The 21,959-nt window shown below is 39.2% G+C and carries 14 protein-coding genes and 1 other RNA gene; 1 reads left to right on the top strand and 14 read right to left on the bottom strand.

From position 1 onward, the window contains the following. Nucleotides 1-27: 27 nt before the first annotated feature. Both BMZ55_RS07990 and BMZ55_RS07985 read right to left on the bottom strand, forming a co-directional pair. Nucleotides 28-783: a carboxypeptidase-like regulatory domain-containing protein gene (locus BMZ55_RS07990; RefSeq protein ID WP_089819885.1), complete on the bottom strand. Its 756-nt coding sequence runs from the start codon at nucleotides 781-783 to the stop codon at nucleotides 28-30. Next, a complete protein-coding gene (locus BMZ55_RS07985; protein ID WP_089819884.1) occupies nucleotides 783-1,601 on the bottom strand; it encodes a hypothetical protein in 819 nt (272 codons plus the stop codon). Before BMZ55_RS07985 ends, BMZ55_RS07990 begins: the two co-directional genes overlap by 1 nt. 493 nt (nucleotides 1,602-2,094) lie before the next feature. Here BMZ55_RS07985 and ssrA point away from each other — a divergent pair. After that, nucleotides 2,095-2,493: a transfer-messenger RNA gene (gene ssrA / locus BMZ55_RS07980) on the top strand. Nucleotides 2,494-2,550: 57 nt separating this feature from the next. Here ssrA and BMZ55_RS07975 read toward each other — a convergent pair. From BMZ55_RS07975 to rimP, 12 genes are all read right to left on the bottom strand, one after another. Beyond that, nucleotides 2,551-3,144, bottom strand: coding sequence for a hypothetical protein (locus tag BMZ55_RS07975; protein WP_089819883.1), 594 nt, complete (start codon nucleotides 3,142-3,144; stop codon nucleotides 2,551-2,553). 184 nt (nucleotides 3,145-3,328) lie between these two features. Further along, on the bottom strand, nucleotides 3,329-4,933 hold the full coding sequence (gene pckA, locus BMZ55_RS07970; protein WP_089819882.1) for a phosphoenolpyruvate carboxykinase (ATP): 1,605 nt from the start codon (nucleotides 4,931-4,933) through the stop codon (nucleotides 3,329-3,331). 110 nt (nucleotides 4,934-5,043) lie between these two features. Continuing rightward, the gene (locus BMZ55_RS07965) at nucleotides 5,044-5,961 is read right to left on the bottom strand and encodes a GYDIA family GHMP kinase (protein ID WP_089819881.1); all 918 of its coding nucleotides are present in this window, start codon (nucleotides 5,959-5,961) and stop codon (nucleotides 5,044-5,046) included. Nucleotides 5,962-5,967: 6 nt separating this feature from the next. Continuing rightward, on the bottom strand, nucleotides 5,968-6,843 hold the full coding sequence (gene fabD, locus BMZ55_RS07960) for an ACP S-malonyltransferase (RefSeq protein ID WP_089819880.1): 876 nt from the start codon (nucleotides 6,841-6,843) through the stop codon (nucleotides 5,968-5,970). A gap of 54 nt (nucleotides 6,844-6,897) precedes the next feature. Continuing rightward, a complete protein-coding gene (locus tag BMZ55_RS07955) occupies nucleotides 6,898-8,823 on the bottom strand; it encodes an amino acid ABC transporter substrate-binding protein (RefSeq protein WP_089819879.1) in 1,926 nt (641 codons plus the stop codon). 37 nt (nucleotides 8,824-8,860) lie between these two features. Next, entirely contained in the window at nucleotides 8,861-10,447 is a 1,587-nt protein-coding gene (gene bshC / locus BMZ55_RS07950) for a bacillithiol biosynthesis cysteine-adding enzyme BshC (RefSeq protein WP_089819931.1), read from the bottom strand. 11 nt (nucleotides 10,448-10,458) lie between these two features. Next, on the bottom strand, nucleotides 10,459-12,387 hold the full coding sequence (locus BMZ55_RS07945; protein ID WP_089819878.1) for a putative porin: 1,929 nt from the start codon (nucleotides 12,385-12,387) through the stop codon (nucleotides 10,459-10,461). 131 nt (nucleotides 12,388-12,518) lie between these two features. Next, the gene (locus tag BMZ55_RS07940) at nucleotides 12,519-13,913 is read right to left on the bottom strand and encodes a RagB/SusD family nutrient uptake outer membrane protein (RefSeq protein ID WP_089819877.1); all 1,395 of its coding nucleotides are present in this window, start codon (nucleotides 13,911-13,913) and stop codon (nucleotides 12,519-12,521) included. Nucleotides 13,914-13,926: 13 nt separating this feature from the next. Further along, complete coding sequence (locus tag BMZ55_RS07935) at nucleotides 13,927-16,773, bottom strand: SusC/RagA family TonB-linked outer membrane protein (protein WP_089819876.1); 2,847 nt, start codon at nucleotides 16,771-16,773, stop codon at nucleotides 13,927-13,929. Nucleotides 16,774-17,169: 396 nt separating this feature from the next. Further along, nucleotides 17,170-20,016, bottom strand: coding sequence for a translation initiation factor IF-2 (gene infB, locus BMZ55_RS07930; RefSeq protein ID WP_089819875.1), 2,847 nt, complete (start codon nucleotides 20,014-20,016; stop codon nucleotides 17,170-17,172). A 73-nt stretch (nucleotides 20,017-20,089) separates the two neighbouring features. After that, nucleotides 20,090-21,337: a transcription termination factor NusA gene (gene nusA, locus BMZ55_RS07925; protein WP_089819874.1), complete on the bottom strand. Its 1,248-nt coding sequence runs from the start codon at nucleotides 21,335-21,337 to the stop codon at nucleotides 20,090-20,092. Between the two features lie 98 nt (nucleotides 21,338-21,435). Further along, nucleotides 21,436-21,903, bottom strand: a complete 468-nt coding sequence (gene rimP / locus BMZ55_RS07920) for a ribosome assembly cofactor RimP (RefSeq protein WP_089819873.1) — start codon at nucleotides 21,901-21,903, stop codon at nucleotides 21,436-21,438. Nucleotides 21,904-21,959: the final 56 nt, after the last annotated feature.

Below are 21,959 nucleotides of genomic sequence, written 5' to 3'. Positions count from 1 at the left end.
AAATTTTGCCAAAACAGGCGTGAATTTTTAACGGTTTAAAAATTTTGGTAAGGTTTGCTCGAAATAGAGCAGCACTTTTGCCAGATTTCTGGCTTTTACCGCGCGGGAAATTTCAGGTTCAATACCGAGTGAATATTGTACGAATGCCTTAGTTTTCTCAGGTGAAATACCAAGTTCAGTGAAATAATCGTCGCCAACGCGAGCCAAAATCCAGGCGATATTGTCCTGCATATCTTCGTAGCGGTATTCGGTTTTCATGCGGCGCGCGTCGCCACTAATTAAATCATAAACTGCCTGCGGACTTACCGCCAAATTCAATAAATTACCGACAACATCTTTTTTAAAATCTGCTGGTTTTTCGCGTGGTTTTTCTGGCGGCAGCGGCACACCGATTTCCTGCTGCAGCTGAGAAATTCGGTCTTCTTTTGCCAAATTTTTGGAATCCTGCTGAATGTCTCCTGTTAACCGCACGATTTTCACCTCTTCGATTTCAGCGGCGTCGCGCGCTAGTGTAATTATGAGTTTTGAATCGAGATCTGCGGCGCTGATGATTTTTGAACTTCGCTCAAAACCCGCACGCACAAAACGAAGTTCCTGACCGGCAATTGCATCAATAGAAAATTCTCCGGCTAAACTGGTGTAAATTTTCTGTTCCGTCTCCATATTGAAAACCAAAGTTGCGGGCAGCGCATTTCCGTCTTCGTCGCGCACAAGACCGGTGATTTTCTGGGAAAAGAAATTCGAGAAAATAAGGGTAAACAGCAGCAAAAAAATCCGAAACATTAAAAGCCGGTTTTATGCGTTTTTACGTATTGCTGATACGCCAGTTTCATCTCGTTTTTTATCGCTTCAACATCGAAAGTTTTGCGGTATTTTTTTGCTAAAGAATAAGAAGCATCTGCGTAAATGAGGAATTTATCGATCTGCTCTTCGTCCCAGCCCTGGGAAGTGTAGAAACTTAAATCGATTTCTGTTTTTACGCGGCGGAAAAAGGCCTGAGTTTCGGCATAATTGGCGGTTGTAGGCGCAGAATTTTTGCTTTTAACCAAAGATCCAACTAAACCCACAAGTCCTCCCGAACCGCCTTCACCAAGTGTTAAAAGTGTTCCCTGACCCGCATTATAATTATGCCCAGCAAAAGCGGAAGGTGTGCTGAGTTTTGGTGCCACGACGGTTGATGGTGTACGCATATAAGCACCAAGGGAGCTATTAAGTGCCACAACTTTCGCCGGCTGGTCCAAAGAGCGCACATCTTTGCGAAGATTTCCGGTAAGCTGAGGTTTCAGCGCGACTTCGGCAATGTCATATGGTAATTTATACAAAATAACGTTCAGCGGTGCCGAAAAATTTTGCGCTGATACTTTAACCGAAATCCGGTCGAAGCCGCCTTTTATAAAGCGCAGCTCATCGTAGCTTTTTGCGGAAATCATAAAGTTGCCATAACGGTCGGACAGGATTTTTTCTTCGGACCTGACATTGTAAATCACGACGTCTTCCAAAGCCGTATCAAACTCGGATGCAACTTTCCCAAAGACATATTGCTGGGAAAATGCCGCAGCGGAAATGGTGAAGAAAAAGAGAAAGAATAGTTTTATTTTCATACAGCTTATTTGCGTAAAAATAACCTGAAAAAAGAGCGTTTTAGCGACTAATAAATTTCGGCGCGAAAAGTTTAATTGTTTTTAACCTGTTTTGTGATATTTTTAGAATTCTGACCTGAAATTTTTGTTAATGTTTTTAATTATTTGCCGCTATTTGAGCAAATTATTTTCGAAAAAAACGGTGAAATAGCAGGTAAAATTTATTTCTGCTGTTCGGGCGCGAGCGAAGCGAGCGCCAATTTCCATTTTGAAAAAAAGGATGAAATAACCGGTAAAATTTGATAAAGCTTCGTAAAGGTGCGAGATCCCGCGTAAGGGATTGCAGTGGAAATCCCGGACCCGCCGCGGCGGGGAGGAATTGCAACGGAAAGCCCGACCTGAAGGCGGAAATGGGAGCGAGCGGAGCGAGCGCCAATTTCCGCCGAAAGGTTACGCCCAAATTACCACTTGCAATACGGCAAAATATTTGCTTATCTTTGCAGTCTTATATATTGGGGTTGACTGGTTTCGACAGCAAGATCAATGGGTAAGTAAGCATGCAGAGAACCGTAGCGCGATCTCTTTAATCCCTTGCTACAAAATTTTAACTGGCGACCAAGAGTTTGCTCTTGCTGCTTAATCCGAATCATAGTAAGATTTAGCGTTCTCCCGAAGACAGTACGGAGGCAAGATATCCCACAGAAGTTCTGTTTCGCGACGTCTGATTTTGGGGTATAGCAATGCGGAAATAAGGTTTTGGAGGCTTTGGCCAGAACTCGAAAAAATTAGAAGCTAAGGTAAAAGTTGGGTGTCTGCTCTCTGCTTTTGCATGAAAACCAATAGCAGAATAAGCATGTAGAAACCTTATGTGTTGCTTGTTTGGACGAGGGTTCGAATCCCTCCAACTCCACAGATATTTTAAATAGCCGCTTGTTTTACAGGCGGTTATTTTTTTTGCCCGATTTTGATATTATTTCCAGATTTTAAAATTCAGTAAAAATTTCTTTTTCTGAATTAAAGTGCGCCAATCGATAAAAAGCAGAAAAAACAAAAGCGTTAAGCTTAAGAACAAGCTGGCGAAAGATTCCCAGGAAAATGTTGAGTCAATGACCAAACGCCAATTTTCCGAAGCATAATTCCCGAGATGCAGCGCAACGCTGTCACTCGTAAACTTCCCGATGAGAAAAGCGGGAATGATGTAAATAGGTTTTATTTTGGAGATTCCGGCGCCCAAAAATAAAGGCGTTGTCGGAAGTGGTAACAACGAATAAGCAAGTACAAAGAGTTGACCTACCCATTTATTTTCGTTCATTTTCTCCCCTAAAAACTGGATATCTTCATTTTTTGCCGCCTTCAAAAATCTGTTTGAAATCAGTGGCGCATAAAGAAGCAGAATATATCGGCCCAGAACCGAACCCGCAACACCTACGAAAATCACCGTCCAAACATCAAGGTCATATAAAATCTGAAGAAAAACCATCACCGTAAAAGCCGGTGGAAAGGGAAATGGCACAATATCAAACAATAAAGCTCCCAGGAAAACCAGAATATATTGCCACCACATTTTGTAGATTTTAGAGTTTGTTAAAAAGCACTTTTCGTAAAGATTTTGAAAAGTATTGCTGCTCAAATTTATAAAATTAAACGCAACACTGAGAATAGCAAAAATCTGAGAAGTGATTTCCCCTTAAATACAAAACCAAAAAAAATCCCCGAATAGCGGGGAATTTTTATTTTAAATCGGAATGTTATAACTGCGGACCGGCAGCAACTAATTTTCTGCCTTCTTCATTATCGCAATACTGCTCGAAATTTTTGATGTATCTCGCAGCTAAATCTTTTGCTTTTTCTTCCCATTCAGCAGCGCTGGCGTAGGTTGAACGCGGATCAAGAATTCCTTCAGAAACATTTGGTAACGCTGTAGGAATTTCCAGATTCATAATCGGAATCATGGTTTTTTCTGCTGAATCGATGGAACCATCAATAATCGCGTCAATAATTGCACGTGTATCCTTCAGTGAAATTCTTTTTCCGGTACCGTTCCATCCGGTATTTACCAAATAAGCTTTCGCTCCGTGCTCTTTCATTTTTCCGATCAATGTTTTCGAATACATTGTTGGGTGTAACGTTAAGAACGCTTCACCAAATGCTGGCGAAAATGAAGGTTGAGGTTCTGTAATTCCTCTTTCCGTTCCGGCTAATTTTGAAGTATAACCACAAAGGAAGTGGTATTGCGCCTGATCGTCATTCAACACTGAAACCGGTGGCAAAACACCGAAGGCGTCCGCGGATAAGTAAACGATCTTTTTCGCATGTCCGGCTTTTGAGGGCAAAACAATTTTGCTGATATGATAAATCGGATAGGAAACGCGCGTATTTTCTGTAATTGAATTGTCTTTGTAATCTGCTTCGCCGTATTCATTAACCACCACATTTTCCAGCAATGAATCTCTTCGGATTGCTTTAAAAATATCCGGTTCTTTTTCTTCTGAAAGATCAATTACTTTCGCATAACATCCACCTTCGAAATTGAAAACTCCGTTATCATCCCAACCATGTTCGTCATCACCGATCAGATATCTTTTCGGATCAGCAGAAAGTGTAGTTTTTCCTGTTCCGGACAAGCCGAAGAATAAAGCAACATCACCGTCTTCACCTACGTTTGCAGAACAGTGCATTGAAGCCATACCATTTAACGGAAGGTAATAATTCATCATCGCGAACATTCCTTTCTTCATTTCACCACCGTACCATGTTCCACCGATAATCTGCATTTTTTCAGTAAGGTTGAACATTACGAAATTTTCAGAATTTAAACCCTGCTCTTTCCAGTTCGGGTTGGTGGCTTTGGAACCATTGATCACTACGAAATCCGGTTCACCAAAATTTTCCAATTCATAAGTAGAAGGACGGATGAACATATTGGTCACGAAATGTGCCTGCCACGCAACTTCCATAATGAAACGGACTTTCAAGCGCGTGTCCGGGTTGGTGCCACAAAAAGCATCAACCACATAAATTTTTTTTGATGAAGACAACTGGCTTAAAACCAATTCCTTACAACTTTGGAAAACTTCTGGCGTGGTTGGCAAATTTACTTTACCATCCCAGTGAATTGTATCTTTGCTGATGTCATCTTTTACAATGAAACGGTCTTTCGGCGAACGGCCGGTAAAAATCCCGGTTTTTACGGCAATAGCACCAGATTCAGTGAGAGCGCCTTTTTCAAAACCTTTATTTTTAGGTGATAATTCTTCGGTAAACAATTCTTCAAAAGAAGGATTATAGGAAATTTCTTCGTAGCCAGAAAGCCCTAAGTTTTGCAGTTGTTCGGTAATTTTGTTGTTCTTCATTTTACTTTTTATATCAGTTTTGGGTAAAACACAAATTTAATGATTAATGTTAAGTAAGAAGTTCTAAAAATACTGATATTCATCAGAAACTCCAAATTAAGTTTAATCAGCTAATTATGTGCGTTTTGCGCAATTAAATTTTTAAAATTGAAAATGGTAGAAAAACCCTTTTCGCGAAAATATGCCTCATAACCCGGGAATTCTTGGCTCAGCACAAAATCGCCGCCCCAGGCGCCCAGACTTTTCAAAAATACCGGACAGTCCGGGAAATGTCTTTTCTTTACGGTTTGAAGTTCGAGAAATTTGCCCAATTTTTCCTCGTGTAAAATCATTAAGGCTGAAAATTCGTCAAGCGTTTTTGCCTCTAAAACACGGTTTGTAATTTCGGAAAAATCATCGATTATAGCAGGTAATTTTTCTTTGCTGCGGTATAGCGAAATGCCTTCGCGGCTGTCCTGTTTTTTATTGAGGTGGACAAAAATCAGTTCATTTTTAAATGCGGGATCGAAATTAATTTTCTGAACAAATTTTTCCGGCTTATTTCGGTAAATTATTGCAGATTTTTCCTGCGCCACCGCAATGTCGTAACCGCTTCCACCCAAACAGTTTTCATTCAGTTCATATGCATCAACGCCGCTCCATCGCGCCAGATTATTCATCAAAGTAGAACTGCTTCCCAAACCGAAATCCGGTGGAAACTGCAGGTTGGTAGTGATTTTGAAAGATAAATCAGAATTGAAAAAAGTGACAGAAAGCCGTTTAATTTCTGCAATTATTTTCAGGACAAATTCTGCTGCTTCCGGTAAATTTGTGCTTTTTAGCGCCAAATTTTTATAATCGATTTCAGCATCTAACCACGGTTGTACCTGGTGCAGCGCCGTCCAGTAAATCATTGAATTTCCGTCGGGAATTTCTTCAACAAAAAACTCCTGCCCCCATTTCGTGGGAAGAGCAAGAGCTAAAGCGCCGTCGAGAACGACATATTCGGAGGTGAGCAGTAATTTTCCAGGTGAAAAAATCGTACTCATTTTGGTTTAAATTGCAGATGAAACAGTAACGTCGCTGTTTATTTTTTTAATCAAACCCTGAAGCGTTTTTCCGGGACCAACTTCCACAAAAGAAGTCGCTCCTTTTTTGATCATATTTTGCACAGATTGCGTCCATCTGACAGGACCGGTAAGCTGCGCGATAAGATTTTTCTTAATTTCTTCCGGATCTTCAACCGCCACGGTTGTAATGTTTTGGTAAACATCCATGGTTGGTTTGTAGAATTTAATATTGTTAATAGCTTCCGCTAGCTTTTCCTGCGCCGGCAACATTAATGGTGAATGAAAAGCGCCGTTTACCGGTAGCAACAAAGCGCGTTTAGCACCGGCGTTTTTTAAATTTTGGCAAGCAAGCTCCACCGCTGCTGTTTCACCGGAAATTACGAGTTGACCCGGACAGTTATAGTTTGCCGGAACAACAATTCCGGGTGTTTCTTCACAGATTTTTTCCACGATTTCGTCCGCTAAACCTAGAATTGCCGCCATCGAACTTGGGTTGGCGTCACAGGCTTCCTGCATGGCTTTTGCCCGTGTGGAAACCAGTTTTAAACCATCTTCAAAACTTAAAACTCCGTTTGCCACCAAAGCAGAAAATTCTCCTAAAGAATGGCCCGCAACCATACTTGGTGAAGTTCCGTTTACGGCCTTCAAAGCTGCGACGGAATAAATAAAAATAGCGGGCTGGGTAACTTCGGTTTTTTTCAAATCCTCCTCTGTTCCGCGGAACATCGCCGAGAGAATATCAAATCCCAAAATATCATTGGCAGAGTCCATCAAATCTTTGATGTCTTTACGGGAATTGTATAATTCCGTTCCCATACCGACATATTGTGAACCTTGCCCAGGAAATACAAGTGCTTTCATATATTTTTTTACAGATCGATTAGAAAATGCTTCTAATTTAAATTTTTAATTTCTTTATGGAATTAAGCGAACTACGCGGTAACCTTTGTTAACGTAAGCACCGGATTTGGTTTTTTCAAACTCAAATTTGGTCGCGAGTTGTGTCTGCACTTTATTCATTTGCTTGAAAATTTCACCTTTTTTGTTTTCGCGGCTCAGCATATCGTTCACCACATCAAAACCGATAACGGCATATTTTGACGGTGTTTTACAGTATTTTGCCTTATAAGCAGCTAAAATTTCTTTTTCAAAATCGCCTTCCGTATCAATTTTTCGGTCCATCAAATAAACCAGACTGCTTTGGCTGAGTTCATCTACATTTTTCTCAAACAGCGGCGAATAGTACATACTGAAAGCTTTGATGCCGGACACTTCTTTCGAAATTTCCATCAAACGGTTGGCAAAAGTGTCGCCGGCAGCTTCATCTTTATTCAGCAAAATTGCGATTACCGGAGCAGCTTGTCCCGTCATCATATTTTTGTCTGGCTGAATGTCTGCAGAGGACTTCACCACTGTGATATTTGGATTTTTCAGCGTTTTTTCCAGGTTTGCGCGCATGTATTTCGCTAAAGACTGGTCAGCGTCCGCCACAATATAAATTTTCTGGTCAGAATACGCATCTTTCACCTCTTTTACCAAGCGGTCTACGTACACGGTTTCATTGGTCTCAATGATGATTAAATTATTGTGAACCAAAAGATCATCAGAATTTGCAAACGGCGCTACAACCGGAATTTTTTGCGCTTTTACATAATCTAAAGCTTCCAGAACGCTGGATTTAAAGAACGGCCCGATAATTAAATCGGTGTTCGATTGGTTGATTTGCGTTAAAGAGTTTTTAAAACTTTTCTCGTTTCCGGCATCAATTACTTTAATGTCGAGTTTTTTTCCGCTTTTTGCGTTGCGTTCAATCGCGAGTTTTGCTCCCGCAAGGAAATCAAGCGATAGATTTCTGTATTTGGAATCGTTGGTATCAAATCCGAAAGGGAGCATCAAAACAACATTCAACACGTCGCCGGATTTTTTCACGTAAACGTCATCCAATTTTTTGATTTTCAAAACCATTCCTACTTTTAAGCCTTGGCTTAAATTCGGATTCAGACGGATTAAATCGTCGAGTGTAACACCAAATCTGTTTAAAAGTCCGAAAACCGTATCGCCCTGTTGCACTATGTAAGTCACGTAATCATCGGCAACTGTGGTATTTGTAGTTGTATCGGTAGTTGTAGTTTCTGTAGAAATTTCCTGCTTTACGGCTGTTTTTTCTGAATTTTTATTTTGAATGGAAATCACGTCGCCGGGCTGTAAACCTTTCTGTTCCAAACCAGGATTCAGTGCAAAAAGTTCCTTTTGGGTCAGATTAAATTTGCGCGTAATTTTATAATAATTGTCTTTCGGCTGAATGGTGTACGAATTTCCATCGTTATTTTCAGCAACTGAAGTTTGGGTACTTTCAGCTACGACAACATCATTTTTCGGTGCTTCAGCGGTCTTTTTTTCCGTTTCAGCAACAACTTGAACTGGCGTAGAATCGCCAAATTTTTGGATGGAAGCCAACGGTAAAGTCACTTCATCACCAATTTTCATGTGAGAATCAAGTTCCGGATTTAGTTTTCTTAAATCAGCTTCGGAAATTTGGTATTGCTTCGTAATTCCGTAAATCGTTTGCTTAGGTTTAAGCACAATTTTACCTAATTTATCGGATGAAGAAACCGCTTTTGTATCCGCTTTTACCGACGATTTTGAAATCACCAAAACATCGCCGATGGAAACTTTACCGTCTTTAGCTAAAGGGTTCAGTTTCACCAGATCGTCCACGGTCATGCCGTATCGCTTCGCAATATTATAAGGAGTGTCGCCCTTTATTACGGTATGCGTTTTTTGCGCAGAAAGCGACGTAAATACCGTGAGGCCGGCTAATAGAAAAAACTTTTTGATCATCTTCAAGATAAATATGTACAAAAATACTGCTTTAAAATTAAATAGTAAAAATTATTAATTCCGACTTTTCAACGTCCATCTCATCGTAACTAAGCTTCAGCCATTCGCGCCCGAAATCCGCGTAGAAGACCGAAAAATTGTAAACCCGCTCCTGCCAGGTGTTTCCCGGATGAATAGTTGAAAATAGGTTTTCGAGTCTTTCCATTTTCTCCGACTGCTTGATTTTTTCGGCTCTTAAAAGCCGTTTTTTCATGCGGCCGAAAGATTTCAACTGCCGCGTTTCTTCCGCTTCAACCAGGTTTCCGAAAGTTTTTTCGGTAAGTGCAGCGCGTTTTTTTAAATCATTAAAATGATTTTTTAAAACTTCTTCCTGCTGTTCCAAAAATGGTAAAATCTCGTTTCCGCTCAGCAAAATATTTTTGGTTACAACGGCGAAATTTTTGAAAAAATCTGCCGTTGTAAGGCCAAATTTTTCGATTTTGGCTAAAGTTTTTTCCTCCAGCATCAGCATGGAATTTCTCGGAATTAAAACCGGAAACGGCAAACTAATTTCAGCAAAATAATCTTTAAGCTCCAGCCAGTACATAATTTCGGCATTTCCGCCAATGTACGCGAGATTTGGAAGCACAGTTTCCTGATAAACCGGCCGCATCAACGCATTCGGGCTGAAACGTTCCGGATGATTTTCAAGTTCATTTAAAATTTCTTCTTCCGAAAAACTGCGGTTTTGGTCAACCATTTCAAATTTTCCGTTTTCGAAAGCGATTCTGTCGCGGGTTTCCGAAAGGTAAAATAAATTAATGTCGCGAGGATTCACCTGAACTTTGCCATATTTTTCTGACAAAAAAGCCACTATTTGGGCGGAATTTTTATTTAAATCCTGCTTCACAAGTTCTTCTTTGAAAACCGGTTTCATCAAAGATTTTAGATCGGCATTATCGCCGTCCAGCGCGAGTAAACCATATTCAGAAAAAATTTCCTGAACGATAATTCTGGTTGCTTCGCTTAAAGTATTTCCTTTTTTGTAGGCTTTTTTCAGCAATAAAATCAACTCAGTTCCAAAGACGGAATCTTTAAATTCTTCCTCAAACTGCGAAATGAAAAAAGTGTCTTCAATTTTAATTCTACCCACTGCGCCGCCAGATTTTCCGCCAATTTCATAGTAATTTTTGGTGGTTTTAAAATGGTTGATTTCATCAAAATCATGATCTTCAGACGCCATCCAGAAAATGGGAATAAAGTTCGAAGCCGGAAATTTCGCTTTTAAAACTTCGGCAGTTTTTATGGTCTGTAAAATTTTATAAATGAAAAATGCAGGCCCAGTAAAAAGGTTAAGTTGGTGACCAGTGGTAACGGTAAACGTATTTTTCGCTGCTAGAAGGCCTAAATTTTCCTGTTGCTTTTCAGTTAAGGTAAAATCTGAATATTGTACTGTAAAGACATCAGACAAAATTTGCCTGTTTTTTGCCGGAAAATTTTCACTTTTTAAAGCAATCTGCTTTCCAATATTTTCAAAATTAAAAAATTTGCCTTCAAAGTCCGGAATTTTTTGCGTGAGAAAATCCTTGATAAGCACCGGAATGCTGTCAATTTCTAAAAAAGGAATGTGTGCAACTTTCTTCAAAATAGCGTTTTTTAGCTGAATAAATACCAAACGATGCCGATATTCAAGCGGAAATCGTAGAGCGGATAATATGGCGCGGTGAACGATTTATTCTGCATGATCGTGGTGTTCACATGCTGTGCTTCAAGGAAGAAAAACATGCGTTTCACCTTTAAATTAAAATAAACGTCGGCGATTGGTTGGCCGCCGATGGCATAAGTGTTTGCGTCGGGTAAAATAAACTCGTTTACAACCGGGAAAAATTCGCGTGAATTAAATTTCGAGAAATAATATACTTTAATTCCGGTCTGTATTTCTGCAGCATTTTTAAAAGCTTTCGACTGCCAGAACAAATTTGCGCGCGCTACAACATTGGGCATCGGCAAAACATCTTTGTTTCCTAAGGCGCTTTGGAAAAGAACTTTCGGATTCAGGTGAAATTTACCGTAAGAAAAAGTAGCTTCGCCGCCGAGCTGAGAAATATTCAGCGAGCTGGAATTTTGTTGCGGCTGGGCTTCAGAATTTAAAAAAGTGTAATTATCGATGCGGAAAAAATTACCAAAAACTTTGCTCTGGAACCATTTTAAATTGACGTCTCCACCAATTTCCGTAATGGTTTCATTTTTCGGATTTTCTAAATAGTAATTAAATTTCCGGTAAACCGACGGATTGATAAGCAGGTTAAAACTCGGTGAAGCGGTTTGGAAATTCACTTTAGCATTCACGAAATAATCTGGAAAAGGCTCAAATCGCAGCAAATTTTGCGAACGAAGAAAAGGCCCGAATTGATTTCCGCTTGAAAATTCAAGATTGGAATTCAGCGCAACTTTGTCCCAAAGGTTGATTTTTAAATTCCCGACAGCGCCAAGACGGTTTTCTGAAAGTTCGCTTGGAATATTTAGATTTTGTGGCAATTTATCACCGATGCCGAGCTTTATCATCTGATAACGTAAACCAGCGTCCAGTTTAAAATTTTCTTTATCGAATAAAATACTGACCGTATTGCTTAAATTTTTTGAATATTTTTTAGAATTTGTCGGATAGTCCAGTAATTCTGATTCGTCGGTAAAATAGAAATTTTCGGGGCTAGACTGGCTAAAATAATATTTATTTCCCTGGTGGAAAACGGTGTGTCGGATTTTGAACGGAAATTTTTCCGAGGCAAAAGGCCGGAATTCGTGGCTGAAATAATAACGCCGGTAAGAAAAGCGCGAGGTGGAATTTAAAAGATTGACCTCTAAATTTTCGCGGTTATTAAAATCCGAGTTTCCGTTTAGAAATAAATCAAGATCTGCAATGCCGCCATTTTCTTCATTGTTTACGTTTTGATGAATAAAATGGGCAAAAGCCTCGTATTTTTTATTTTTAGAAAAATAATGTCCGGAAAACTCTGTAGAATTATTTGCTGCTAAAGAATTTCGATATAAACCCTGCGAGCGCAAACCGATATATTCTACCGCAAAATTGAAATTTTTACCTATGTTTTGGGTATATGTGGATTGTAATTGGGCGCCATTGCGAACTGCGTTGTGGTAGATAAAAGCCGTAGTCGGTGTTTTTACATCGTAATACCTGATGTCGTTTATTCCCTTAATAAAATACGATTTGTTGGTCGGCAGCAAGGAAAGGTTCTGCTCGGGATTCACCTCATAAACCAACTGCTGAAATCCTGAACCGATGTTTGCAAACTGAATACGGCCGAAATTATCGCGGTTATTATATTGTGAAAAAATAAAGGTTTTATCTTTTGTAAAAACGGTGTCGAAAATCTTTTTTTCGGAGAACTGTGTTTGGTAAGTGTAATCGTAAATGGTAGGTTTAAAAATCTTCAGAGAGTCTTTAAAACCTGAATCAATAACCAAAGTATCGGCAGGTGTCACCCTGTTGGAATCGGTTTTATTGAGTGTCTGAGCGTGAACTCCATAACTAAAGAAAAGCAGGCAGAACAGGAGGTATCTCATTATTATTATTTGGTTTACAAATGTAAGAAATATAGGGTAATAAAAAAGAGCGCAGCAATTGGTGGTGGGGATAAAAAAAATCCGTCTCAAAAATTAATTTGAGACGGATCTATATAAAATTTAATTAAAACTTATTGATAACCATTATTCTGTTCTACATTAGAGTTTGCACCTCTTTCTGTATTTGGAATTGGGAATGCATAGTTATAGCTTCCATAAGGTACGCTGGTTGGACCAAAGGTTTGGCTGATATCAACTTTAGGAATGTCTCGTCCCGTTCTAGCAAGGTCGTCGAATCTAAATCCTTCGAATGCCAGTTCTTTTCTTCTTTCCAAAAGAATGTTTGATAATGTTGCTTCAGTATACAATGCAGCACCTCTGTTTGCAGGAATCATGTTTAAATATACCAATGCTTCAGCAGTCTTACCATTTCTGAATAATGCTTCTGCGTAAGTAAGTACAACTTCCTCATATCTGATCACAGGAATGTCATCTTTGTAAGGATCTCTTGATGGATATTTACCTGAGTTACGGTAGAATTTACCATCGTTAGTGATCATTGTTTTTCTAACATCACCTTCAGCAAACTGGTCAAAGATGTCTTTCAACGCGGCTACATCACCATAAGAAGATTTTTGGTAGATATTAGCTAAACCGTTGATTCCCATATTGTCCGTCTCACTTGCAGCAATTGAGAAAATCTGATTTGAGGTATTATCAGTGTTGAAAGTTGCTGGAAAAGCACTTGCAGTTGCAACTTTATATTTTCCACTTTCAATCACTTTTAATGCAGATTCTTCAGCTAATTTATAGTCTTTGAAATAAAGAGCCATTCTTGCTTTAATTGCATCCGCAGCATGAGTTGAAAAATAGTGTGAATTTCTGTTTAACGTCGGCGACATGATTGCCAAAGCATCGTTAAGATCTTTCAAAGCAAACGTGTAAACTTCCTGCACAGTATTTCTTTTTGGAAGCAAGTTAGCAGGATCTCTAAATGTAGTTACATACGGAACCCCTAGAGCAGTCATTCCACCACCGTTTACGTGTTGCTGGCCGTAAAGTTTAACCAGGTCAAAATGTGCTAAAGCTCTCATGATAAGGGCTTCACCTTTAATTTGATTGATTTCCGCGGGAGTTCCTTCAGTAATCGTTGCGGCATCTTTGTTAATAGCGATGTTTGCACTTCCGATCACTGCATAAATCTGAGCCCAAGTATCAGCTGCATAAGCATCATTTGGAGTCATTTTCATTGCAGCTGGGGTAACAAACCTGTTTGAGTTTGCGTTTGAAAACGCGTTGTCTGTTCTCACTTCACCGAAAATGATATAGTCTCTTCCGTAATATGCGGCTTGACTCATTCTGTTGTAACCTGCGTTAAGTACCGCAGTTAAATCTTCGAGGGTATTTATACTCGTTGCTAAATCCTTCGACTGCTGTAAAGTTGGATCTAAACTTTCATCTCTACATGAATTGATCATGGGTGCAGAAAATGCAAGTGCTAGTGCCAAATATATTGTCTTTCTCATTTATTTATATTTATTAAAATTTAACGTTTACACCGAAAATAACAGCTTTCACAGGTGGAGTCGTTAATGTTGTATAACCTGCCGCGCTCGTTTCTGGATCTAATAATAGGTTTTTATCTTTCACCCAAGTCCAAAGATTTGAACCTCTTACTGATAAAGCCAATCCGTCGATACCTAATGCTCTAATTGCACTGTTTGGAAGATTATATCCAAGTTGAATATCTTTCAATCTAGCGAAAGTACCGTCGTAAAGGTGTCTTGATGAAGTCGCGTGGAAGTTGTCATTAGCTAGGGACAATTTTGGAACGTCTGTAACGTCACCTGGCTGTTGCCATCTTTCCATTAATTCTTCAACTCCATTATATGATATTAACGTAAAACTGTTAGATCTCATATAAAATTGTGCATATTGCTCGTAAACTTTATGACCACCTGCAAAATACAAGCTCGCATTTAAGAAAACGTTTTTATAAGTAAGACCGGTATTTACACCTCCTGTATACTTAGGAATTGCAGTTCCCTGATCAACTCTTGTAGCAGCATTTAAGTTCGAAGTTCTATCTCCGTCAACTCCGTTGATAAACCATTCAGGTGCACCAGTTTGAACATTTACGCCAGCCCAGGTTGGCATAAACCAATATCCAATTGGTTTCCCAATTTCTGTGTTTTTGTAGCTAGAACCTGCACTTGGGTTGATTGGGTTTCCATTACCGTCTAACGCTAAAACTTCTACTTCATTATCAAGTGTTGCAATATTTGCTGACAAGTTCCAGTTGAAATCTTCAGTTCTGATTACGTCATAACCTAACATTGCTTCAAAACCTTTATTTCTAACCGCACCTACGTTTTGCGCTTGAGATGCGAAACCTGAAGTTCTAGAAAGAGGTACGTTTTGTAACAAATCATAAGTATACTTATCAAAGTAAGCAAATGATCCTGTTAATCTTCTGGATAATGCTTCGAATTCAATACCTGCATCAACAGTTTTGTTTTTTTCCCAGGTTAAGTCGTCGTTTCCGAAAACACTAGCATAAGCTGCACCATTTCCGTCATAATCTGCATCATAGGAAAGTAACGCTTGATAAGCATTAAGACCTACGCCTGAGTTCCCGGTCAAACCATAAGAAGCTCTAATTCTAAAGACATCAAATACGTTTGCCAACAAATCTCTATGTAAGTTGTAAGCAGCACCTACTGACCAGAACGTTCCAAATCTCTTTCCTTTCGCAAAACGAGATGAACCTTCTTCTCTAATAGTTGCATCTAAGATGAATTTATTATCAAAGGTATAGTTGAACATTCCCAAATAAGAAGTGTTTTTCCAATTTGTGAAGTAAGACGAAGCATCTTTGTTGGCTCCTGCAGAAGCGATATTTGTTAAACCATCTGCCGGGAAATTTTCCCCGTATCCGTAAAGACCTTCATCCTGATTTCTTTGGTGCTCAAATAAAGCAGTTAAGTCAAAACGGTGCAAATCTGCAACACGGAAATTATAGTTCAAAGAGTTTTGAGTTACCCAGTTGTAATTGGTAGACATCTGTCTTTCTGAATATCCTTTCGTTCCATCACCATCACCGTGGTATCTGTTATTGTAGTTACGGTAATCATTCAATTGTAAATCAATACCCATTCTTGTTGTGAAGGTAAGATTTTTCAAAATTGCATAATCAATTTTCGTATTGGAAATACCTCTGATCAATTTACTTCTTGAAATGTTATTTTCTAATGTGTAAAGTGAGTTATGAATACTGGTAAATTCCTGAATGTCATAGATATTATAAGTACCATCTGCATTATATGGGTTAGCCCACGGATTCATCAAAACTTTTGTAATAAAAGGATTGGAGAAAAAGCTACCACCTTCTAAAATCGGATTTTGCTTGATCCATGATCCGTTAACAGAAGTTTCAAAAGTTACTTTATCTGTTAGTTGATTGGTATAACGCATCGATCCTGACAAACGCTCAAATGCAGGTCCTACAACCGTAGCTTCGGTGTTATTGTAACCTAATGAAGCATAGATTGTACTTTTATCTGCACCACCTGATAAATTAAAATCAACGGTGTTTGACATTGCGTTCTTTTTTACAAGCAATCCTTCCCAGTCGTACTCATCGCCATTCCATAATTCAGCTCCACCGATATATTGACGGTTGGCAACCATGAAATCAATAGCTTCGCTTTTATCAAAACCATAAGCTGCACCATACTGGTTAAAGACAGCCTCTTCCAATAATTCATATTTCTGCGCTCCGGTCAAACCGTGTCGCTTGCTGTACGCATCATTTTGGAATCCAATTGTGGTGTTAAGGTTAAAACGCGTTTTTCCTTTTTTACCTTTTTTGGTAGTAATTACAATTACCCCATTTGATCCACGTGCTCCATAAGCAGCGGTTGCAGAAGCATCTTTTAATACAGTTACACTTTCGATATCCTGGCTATTGATGGATGCCAAAGTTGAAAGCGACGAGATATCTACAGATGCACTGGTATTTCCGTTTACCACAGGTATACCGTCGATTACATACAAAGGTGCGTTACTCGCTGTAAGCGAACCAACGCCACGAATTCGGATATCCTGTACAGAACCAGGCGTACCTGAAGAGGCATTAACCTGTACACCAGGTGCTTTACCCTGTAATGCTTGATCAACGCTGATCGCAGCAGGTGTATTGATTTTATCATTAGTTAATTGAACCGAGCTACCTGTAACTTCAGTAGCTTTTCTTTTAACGTAACCTAAAACTACAACCTCTTCGACATCAGCAGTTTTGATGGTGTCTTTTTGTTGTGCTAAAATCGATTGGCTTCCCAAAAAGAAAAGAGCCCCAGCCGTTAACACTCCTAATTTTACATTCATATTAACAAAATTTAATATTATATTTCTGCAAATATGTTAAAAATTCTTAACACACACAAACTTTAAATGATATATATATTAATTGTTGAAAATAGTTGCCAAATTTTATCATAATTTGGCGCTTTTGGTGTTAAAAATGAAAATATCGCAGTGATAATCCTAAAAAACACCACAGAACACGGCAAATATTTATTTGTAATTTATAACGGTTCTAAATTATTCGCCGTTAAAAGCACCAAATTTTCTATTTTAAAAATAAATTATAGCAGGGAGCTAATCCCATATGTTAAGATTTTACTAAATAAAATGCTTAAAATTTATTCCATTCCAAATTATTAATAGCTAAAACCAAAAAAAACCTGCTTTTAGCAGGTTTTTTTTATTATTTCTTAAAGCTTATTTCAGCTTTTTCTTCACTGAAATTTCTTCGTAGACTTCTAAGATATCACCAACTTCAATATCATTGAAGTTTTTGATGTTCAATCCACATTCGTAACCTTTGGTTACTTCTTTCACATCGTCTTTGAAACGTTTCAAACTTTCGAGTTCACCGTCAAATTTCACGATACCGTCACGTAGTAATCTGATTTTGGAGTTTCTGGTAATTTTCCCGGAAAGAACCATACAACCGGCAATAGAACCAACCTTCGAAATCTTGAAGACTTCACGTATTTCTACGTTACCAATCACCTGCTCTTTAATTTCCGGTGAAAGCATACCTTCCATCGCTTCTTTAACATCGTCGATAGCGGCATAAATTACAGAATAAGTTCGGATTTCAATTTCCTCTTTATCTGCTAAATCTTTCGCGTTAACACCAGCTCTTACATTAAAGCCAATCATAATTGCATCTGAAGCCGCTGCCAGCAATACATCGGATTCGGTAATCTGACCAACACCCTGGTGAATGATTTTCACGCTGATTTCTTCAGTAGACAAACTTTGAAGCTGATCAGAAAGTGCTTCTACAGAACCATCCACATCTCCTTTCAAGATGATGTTTAATTCTTTAAAGTCACCCAAAGCAATACGTCTTCCCAATTCGTCCAGTGTAACGTGTTTCTTAGTTCGGACAGACTGTTCTCTCTGCAATTGTTCACGTTTGGTCGCAATAGTTTTTGCTTCTCTTTCGTCTTCAAAAACACGGAAACGGTCACCAGCCGTCGGCGCGCCATCTAAACCTAAAATTGTTACCGGGATTGATGGACCTGCTTCTTCCATTGGTTTCCCTCTTTCATCAAGCATGGCTTTTACTTTACCGTGATTTTTTCCGGCTAGTACATAGTCACCAACTTTCAGCGTTCCCGCCTGAACAAGAATGGTTGAAACGTAACCTCTTCCTTTATCTAAAGAAGCTTCGATTACAACACCACTTGCATTTTTATTTGGATTTGCTTTTAAATCTAACATTTCAGCCTGAAGTAAAACTTTTTCAAGCAGTAAATCCATATTATTACCAAATTTCGCCGAAACTTCCTGAGACTGAACATTTCCACCCCATTCTTCCACCAAAATATTCATTGATGATAATTGCTGACGGATATTGTCCGGATTTGAATTCGGCTTATCTACTTTATTTAATGCGATAATCATCGGAACTCCCGCAGCCTGTGCGTGGGAAATAGCTTCTTTGGTTTGTGGCATCACGTCATCATCCGCGGCGATTACGATAATTGCAATATCGGTGATCTGTGCACCTCTGGCTCTCATCGCGGTAAAGGCTTCGTGACCTGGTGTATCCAGGAAAGTAATTCGCTGATCGTTTTCCAGCTTCACATTGTAAGCACCAATATGCTGTGTAATTCCACCAGATTCACCGGCAATTACATTTGTTTTTCTGATATAATCCAGGAGTGAAGTTTTACCATGATCCACGTGACCCATTACGGTAACGATCGGTGCACGGAAAACCAAGTCTTCTGCGGTGTCGGTATCTTCTTCCAACGCGGACTCTTCAACATCAGCATCCGAAAATTCGATTTTAAAGCCGAATTCGTCTGCCACAAGAAGTAAAGTATCAGCTTCCAAACGCTGATTCATAGTCACCATAACGCCCAACGAGAAACACGCGGAAATTACTTCCATTGGACTTACATTCATTAAGGAAGCTAATTCGCCAACAGTAATGAATTCCGTCACCTTTAATGATCTGTCTGCAGCGTCCATTTCTTCCTGGCGCTCATCCTGCTCACGGCGGTAAACTCTTTTTTCCTTTCTATATTTAGCTCCTTTATTTTTACCTGATTTACTGGTAAGTTTTTCTAAAGTTTCTTTAATCTGATTTTTAACCTGCTCATCTGTCAGTTCAACAGGCATTACCGGACCTCGGCGTGCTGGACCTCTATTAGCACCACCTCCACCTTGAAATCCCGGACGGTTTCCACCCTGAGTTCCCGGTCGGTTATTACCAGCCTGACCTGGCGGACGGTTTCCACCTTGTCCCGGCGGACGCGTACCAGTTCCCTGTCCTGCCTGAGTTGTTCCGGTTGGATTAGGTTTTTCAATACGTTTTCTTTTCTTTTTCGCACCTGCAGCGCCACCTTGTGGTTTTGGCTTATTAAACTGCGATAAATCTACAGTCTGTTTCAGGATTTTTGGACCGTCCAGTTTTTTATAAACGGTTTCAATGCGATCCGGATCTGGTGAATCTGCTGTTTTTGGTGCCTCAGTGGCTTGCGCCGGAGTTTCCGTTTGTACCGCAGGAGTTTCTACTGTCTTTTCGGCAGCAGGTTTTTCCGCAGGAATTTCCTCGGTTTTCGGTTGATCTTTTTTAGAAGATCTTGGCTTATTGCCTTCAATTTGCGATAAATCAATCTTGTCCAGTACTTTAAACTCCTGTTTCTCTGCCACAGGTGCAGGTTCTACAGCGGGTTTAGGTTCTTCTACCGGAGCTGGCGCAGGTTTCTGTTCTTCTTTCACCTCTGGCGCACGTTGATCCAAATCTATCTTACCCAAAATTTTGGTTTCAGGTCGCAGACTTGCTTTGGCTCTTATTACCTCAGGCTGTGCCGGCTCTATTTCCAGTTTTTCTTCCGGAACTTTAGCGATCACCACCTCATGAGAAGCTTTTCTTTGCTCCGAATCTTTTCGAAACTCAGCTTCTAATGCAGAATATGCCGATTCTTCCAATTGAGCGTTCGGGTTACTTTCTACCTCGATTCCTTTAGACTGCAGGAATTCTACAAGTCTCGACATCGAAATATTAAATTCCTTAACCGCTTTGTTTAATCTAATTTTTGGCATGTATACTTTATACTTTATTTAAATTTTTTGTAAAGTTAACCTATTTTAACTTTATGATGGTTTTTAAGAACAATTAGTCTTCTAATTCTTCTTTTAAAATGCTTTTTACCTCTTCGATGGTTTCTTCCTCCAAATCTGTAAGATTTACCAAAGCTTCAGTTTCTTTTCCAAGTACACTTTTCGCTGTATTTAAACCAACTTTTCGGAACTCGTCGATAATCCATTGTTCGATATCACCTTCTTCAGTTCCTACAAATTCTCTTAATTCAACATCATCATCTTCGCTTGCTTCTCTGTAAACATCAATATCGTAACCGCTTAACCAAGAAGCAAGTCGGATGTTTTGACCTTGTTTACCGATTACACGCGAAATTTCCTCAACTGGCGTATAAACCAACGCGTAGTTGGTATCTTCGTTAATTTCAATCTTGTTTACGGTGATATTTCCTAACGCTCTTTTCACCATAATTTCCGGGTTTTTGGACCACTGGATTACATCGATGTTTTCATTTTTCAATTCTCTCACCACACCGTGAATACGCGAACCTTTCACACCAACACATGCACCAACAGGATCAATTCTGTCATCATAAGCATCCACAGCGATCTTCGCTTTTTCTCCGGGTATACGGACCACTTTTTTCAAAATTATCGTTCCGTCCTGGATTTCAGGAATCTCAAGTTCCAAAAGTTTTTCCAAAAATACCGGTAAAGTCCGCGATACGATAATCTGTGGTTTTGCGCCTTTAAAATCTACACTTTCTACAATTGCACGAATGCTTTCACCTTTTTTAAAGAAATCCGACGGTATTTGGTTTTCTTTCGGCATGATGAATTCATTATCATCGTCATCAAGCAAAATTACGTGTTTGTGACGGATATGATGAACTTCACCCATTACGATTTCCCCGATTTTATCACGGAACTGATCATACAAAACCGCATTATTGTGCTCCTGAAGTTTTGTCGCCAAAATCTGTTTCAGCGTTAAAATACTTCTTCTTCCCAGTTTTTCGATGGGAATTTCAACGGTGAAATCTTCACCAACCTCGAAAGTTGGATCAATTTTTTTAGCTTCCGCCAGCTCAATTTCCAAATCGTCGTCTTCAGACATTTCGTCTTCAACGATGGTTTTGTTCAAAAATATCTGAAAGTCACCTTTATCAGGATTCACGATGACATCAAAATGATCATCAGAATCAAATCTTTTTCTTAATAATGTTTTCAACGAATCTTCGATAATCGCCATCAGATCAATCTTGCTGATGTTTTTATCTTCTTTGAAATCGCCAAATGCTTCAATCAATGCTAAACCGTCCATTTATCTATGTTTTGTATAAAGTTCAAGGTAAAAGTTTCTCAACTTTTGTATAATAATTTGTGCTAAAGCAAGGTTAAAAAACCTTCAGCTTTAAATATTTAAAACTGGATTGCGACCAGTGCTTTTTTTATGTCAGAATACGGGATATTTTTCTTTTCCACCACGTCCACTTTTCCTTTACCGATTTCTTTCGGCTTGCGGTATTTCAAAATCATGGTGATGTGGTCTTCTTCCACTTTTGCAAGTTCACCTTCAATTTCAGTTCCGTCATTCAGAAAAATTTCGAGGTTTCTGCCTATATTTTTTCGATATTGTCTTACGGAACTTAGCGGCGCACTTAATCCGGCACTCATCACTTCAAGTGAAAAATCATGCTCTTCGCGGTCCATATTGAATTCAATAGCGCGGCTCGCATCCAGACAATCCTGAAGCGTAACTCCCTGATCGCCATCTAAAATAACACGAATGTGGTCCGAGGCGGAAAAGGTGATGTCAATTAAAAAAAGATCCGGTCTTTGTGCCAGAAAATCATTTAAAAGCTGCTCTATTTGTGCTCTAAAGTCCATAAATTCTCAAAATACTTTTACGAAAAAAGGCATTCTTCCGAAGGCCTTTTCATTTT

It is taken from the genome of Kaistella treverensis, from assembly GCF_900114045.1.
Taxonomy (GTDB): Bacteria; Bacteroidota; Bacteroidia; order Flavobacteriales; family Weeksellaceae; genus Kaistella; species Kaistella treverensis.
Note: the sequence above shows the minus strand (reverse complement) of the source record. Positions and strands in the feature narration are given on the sequence as shown.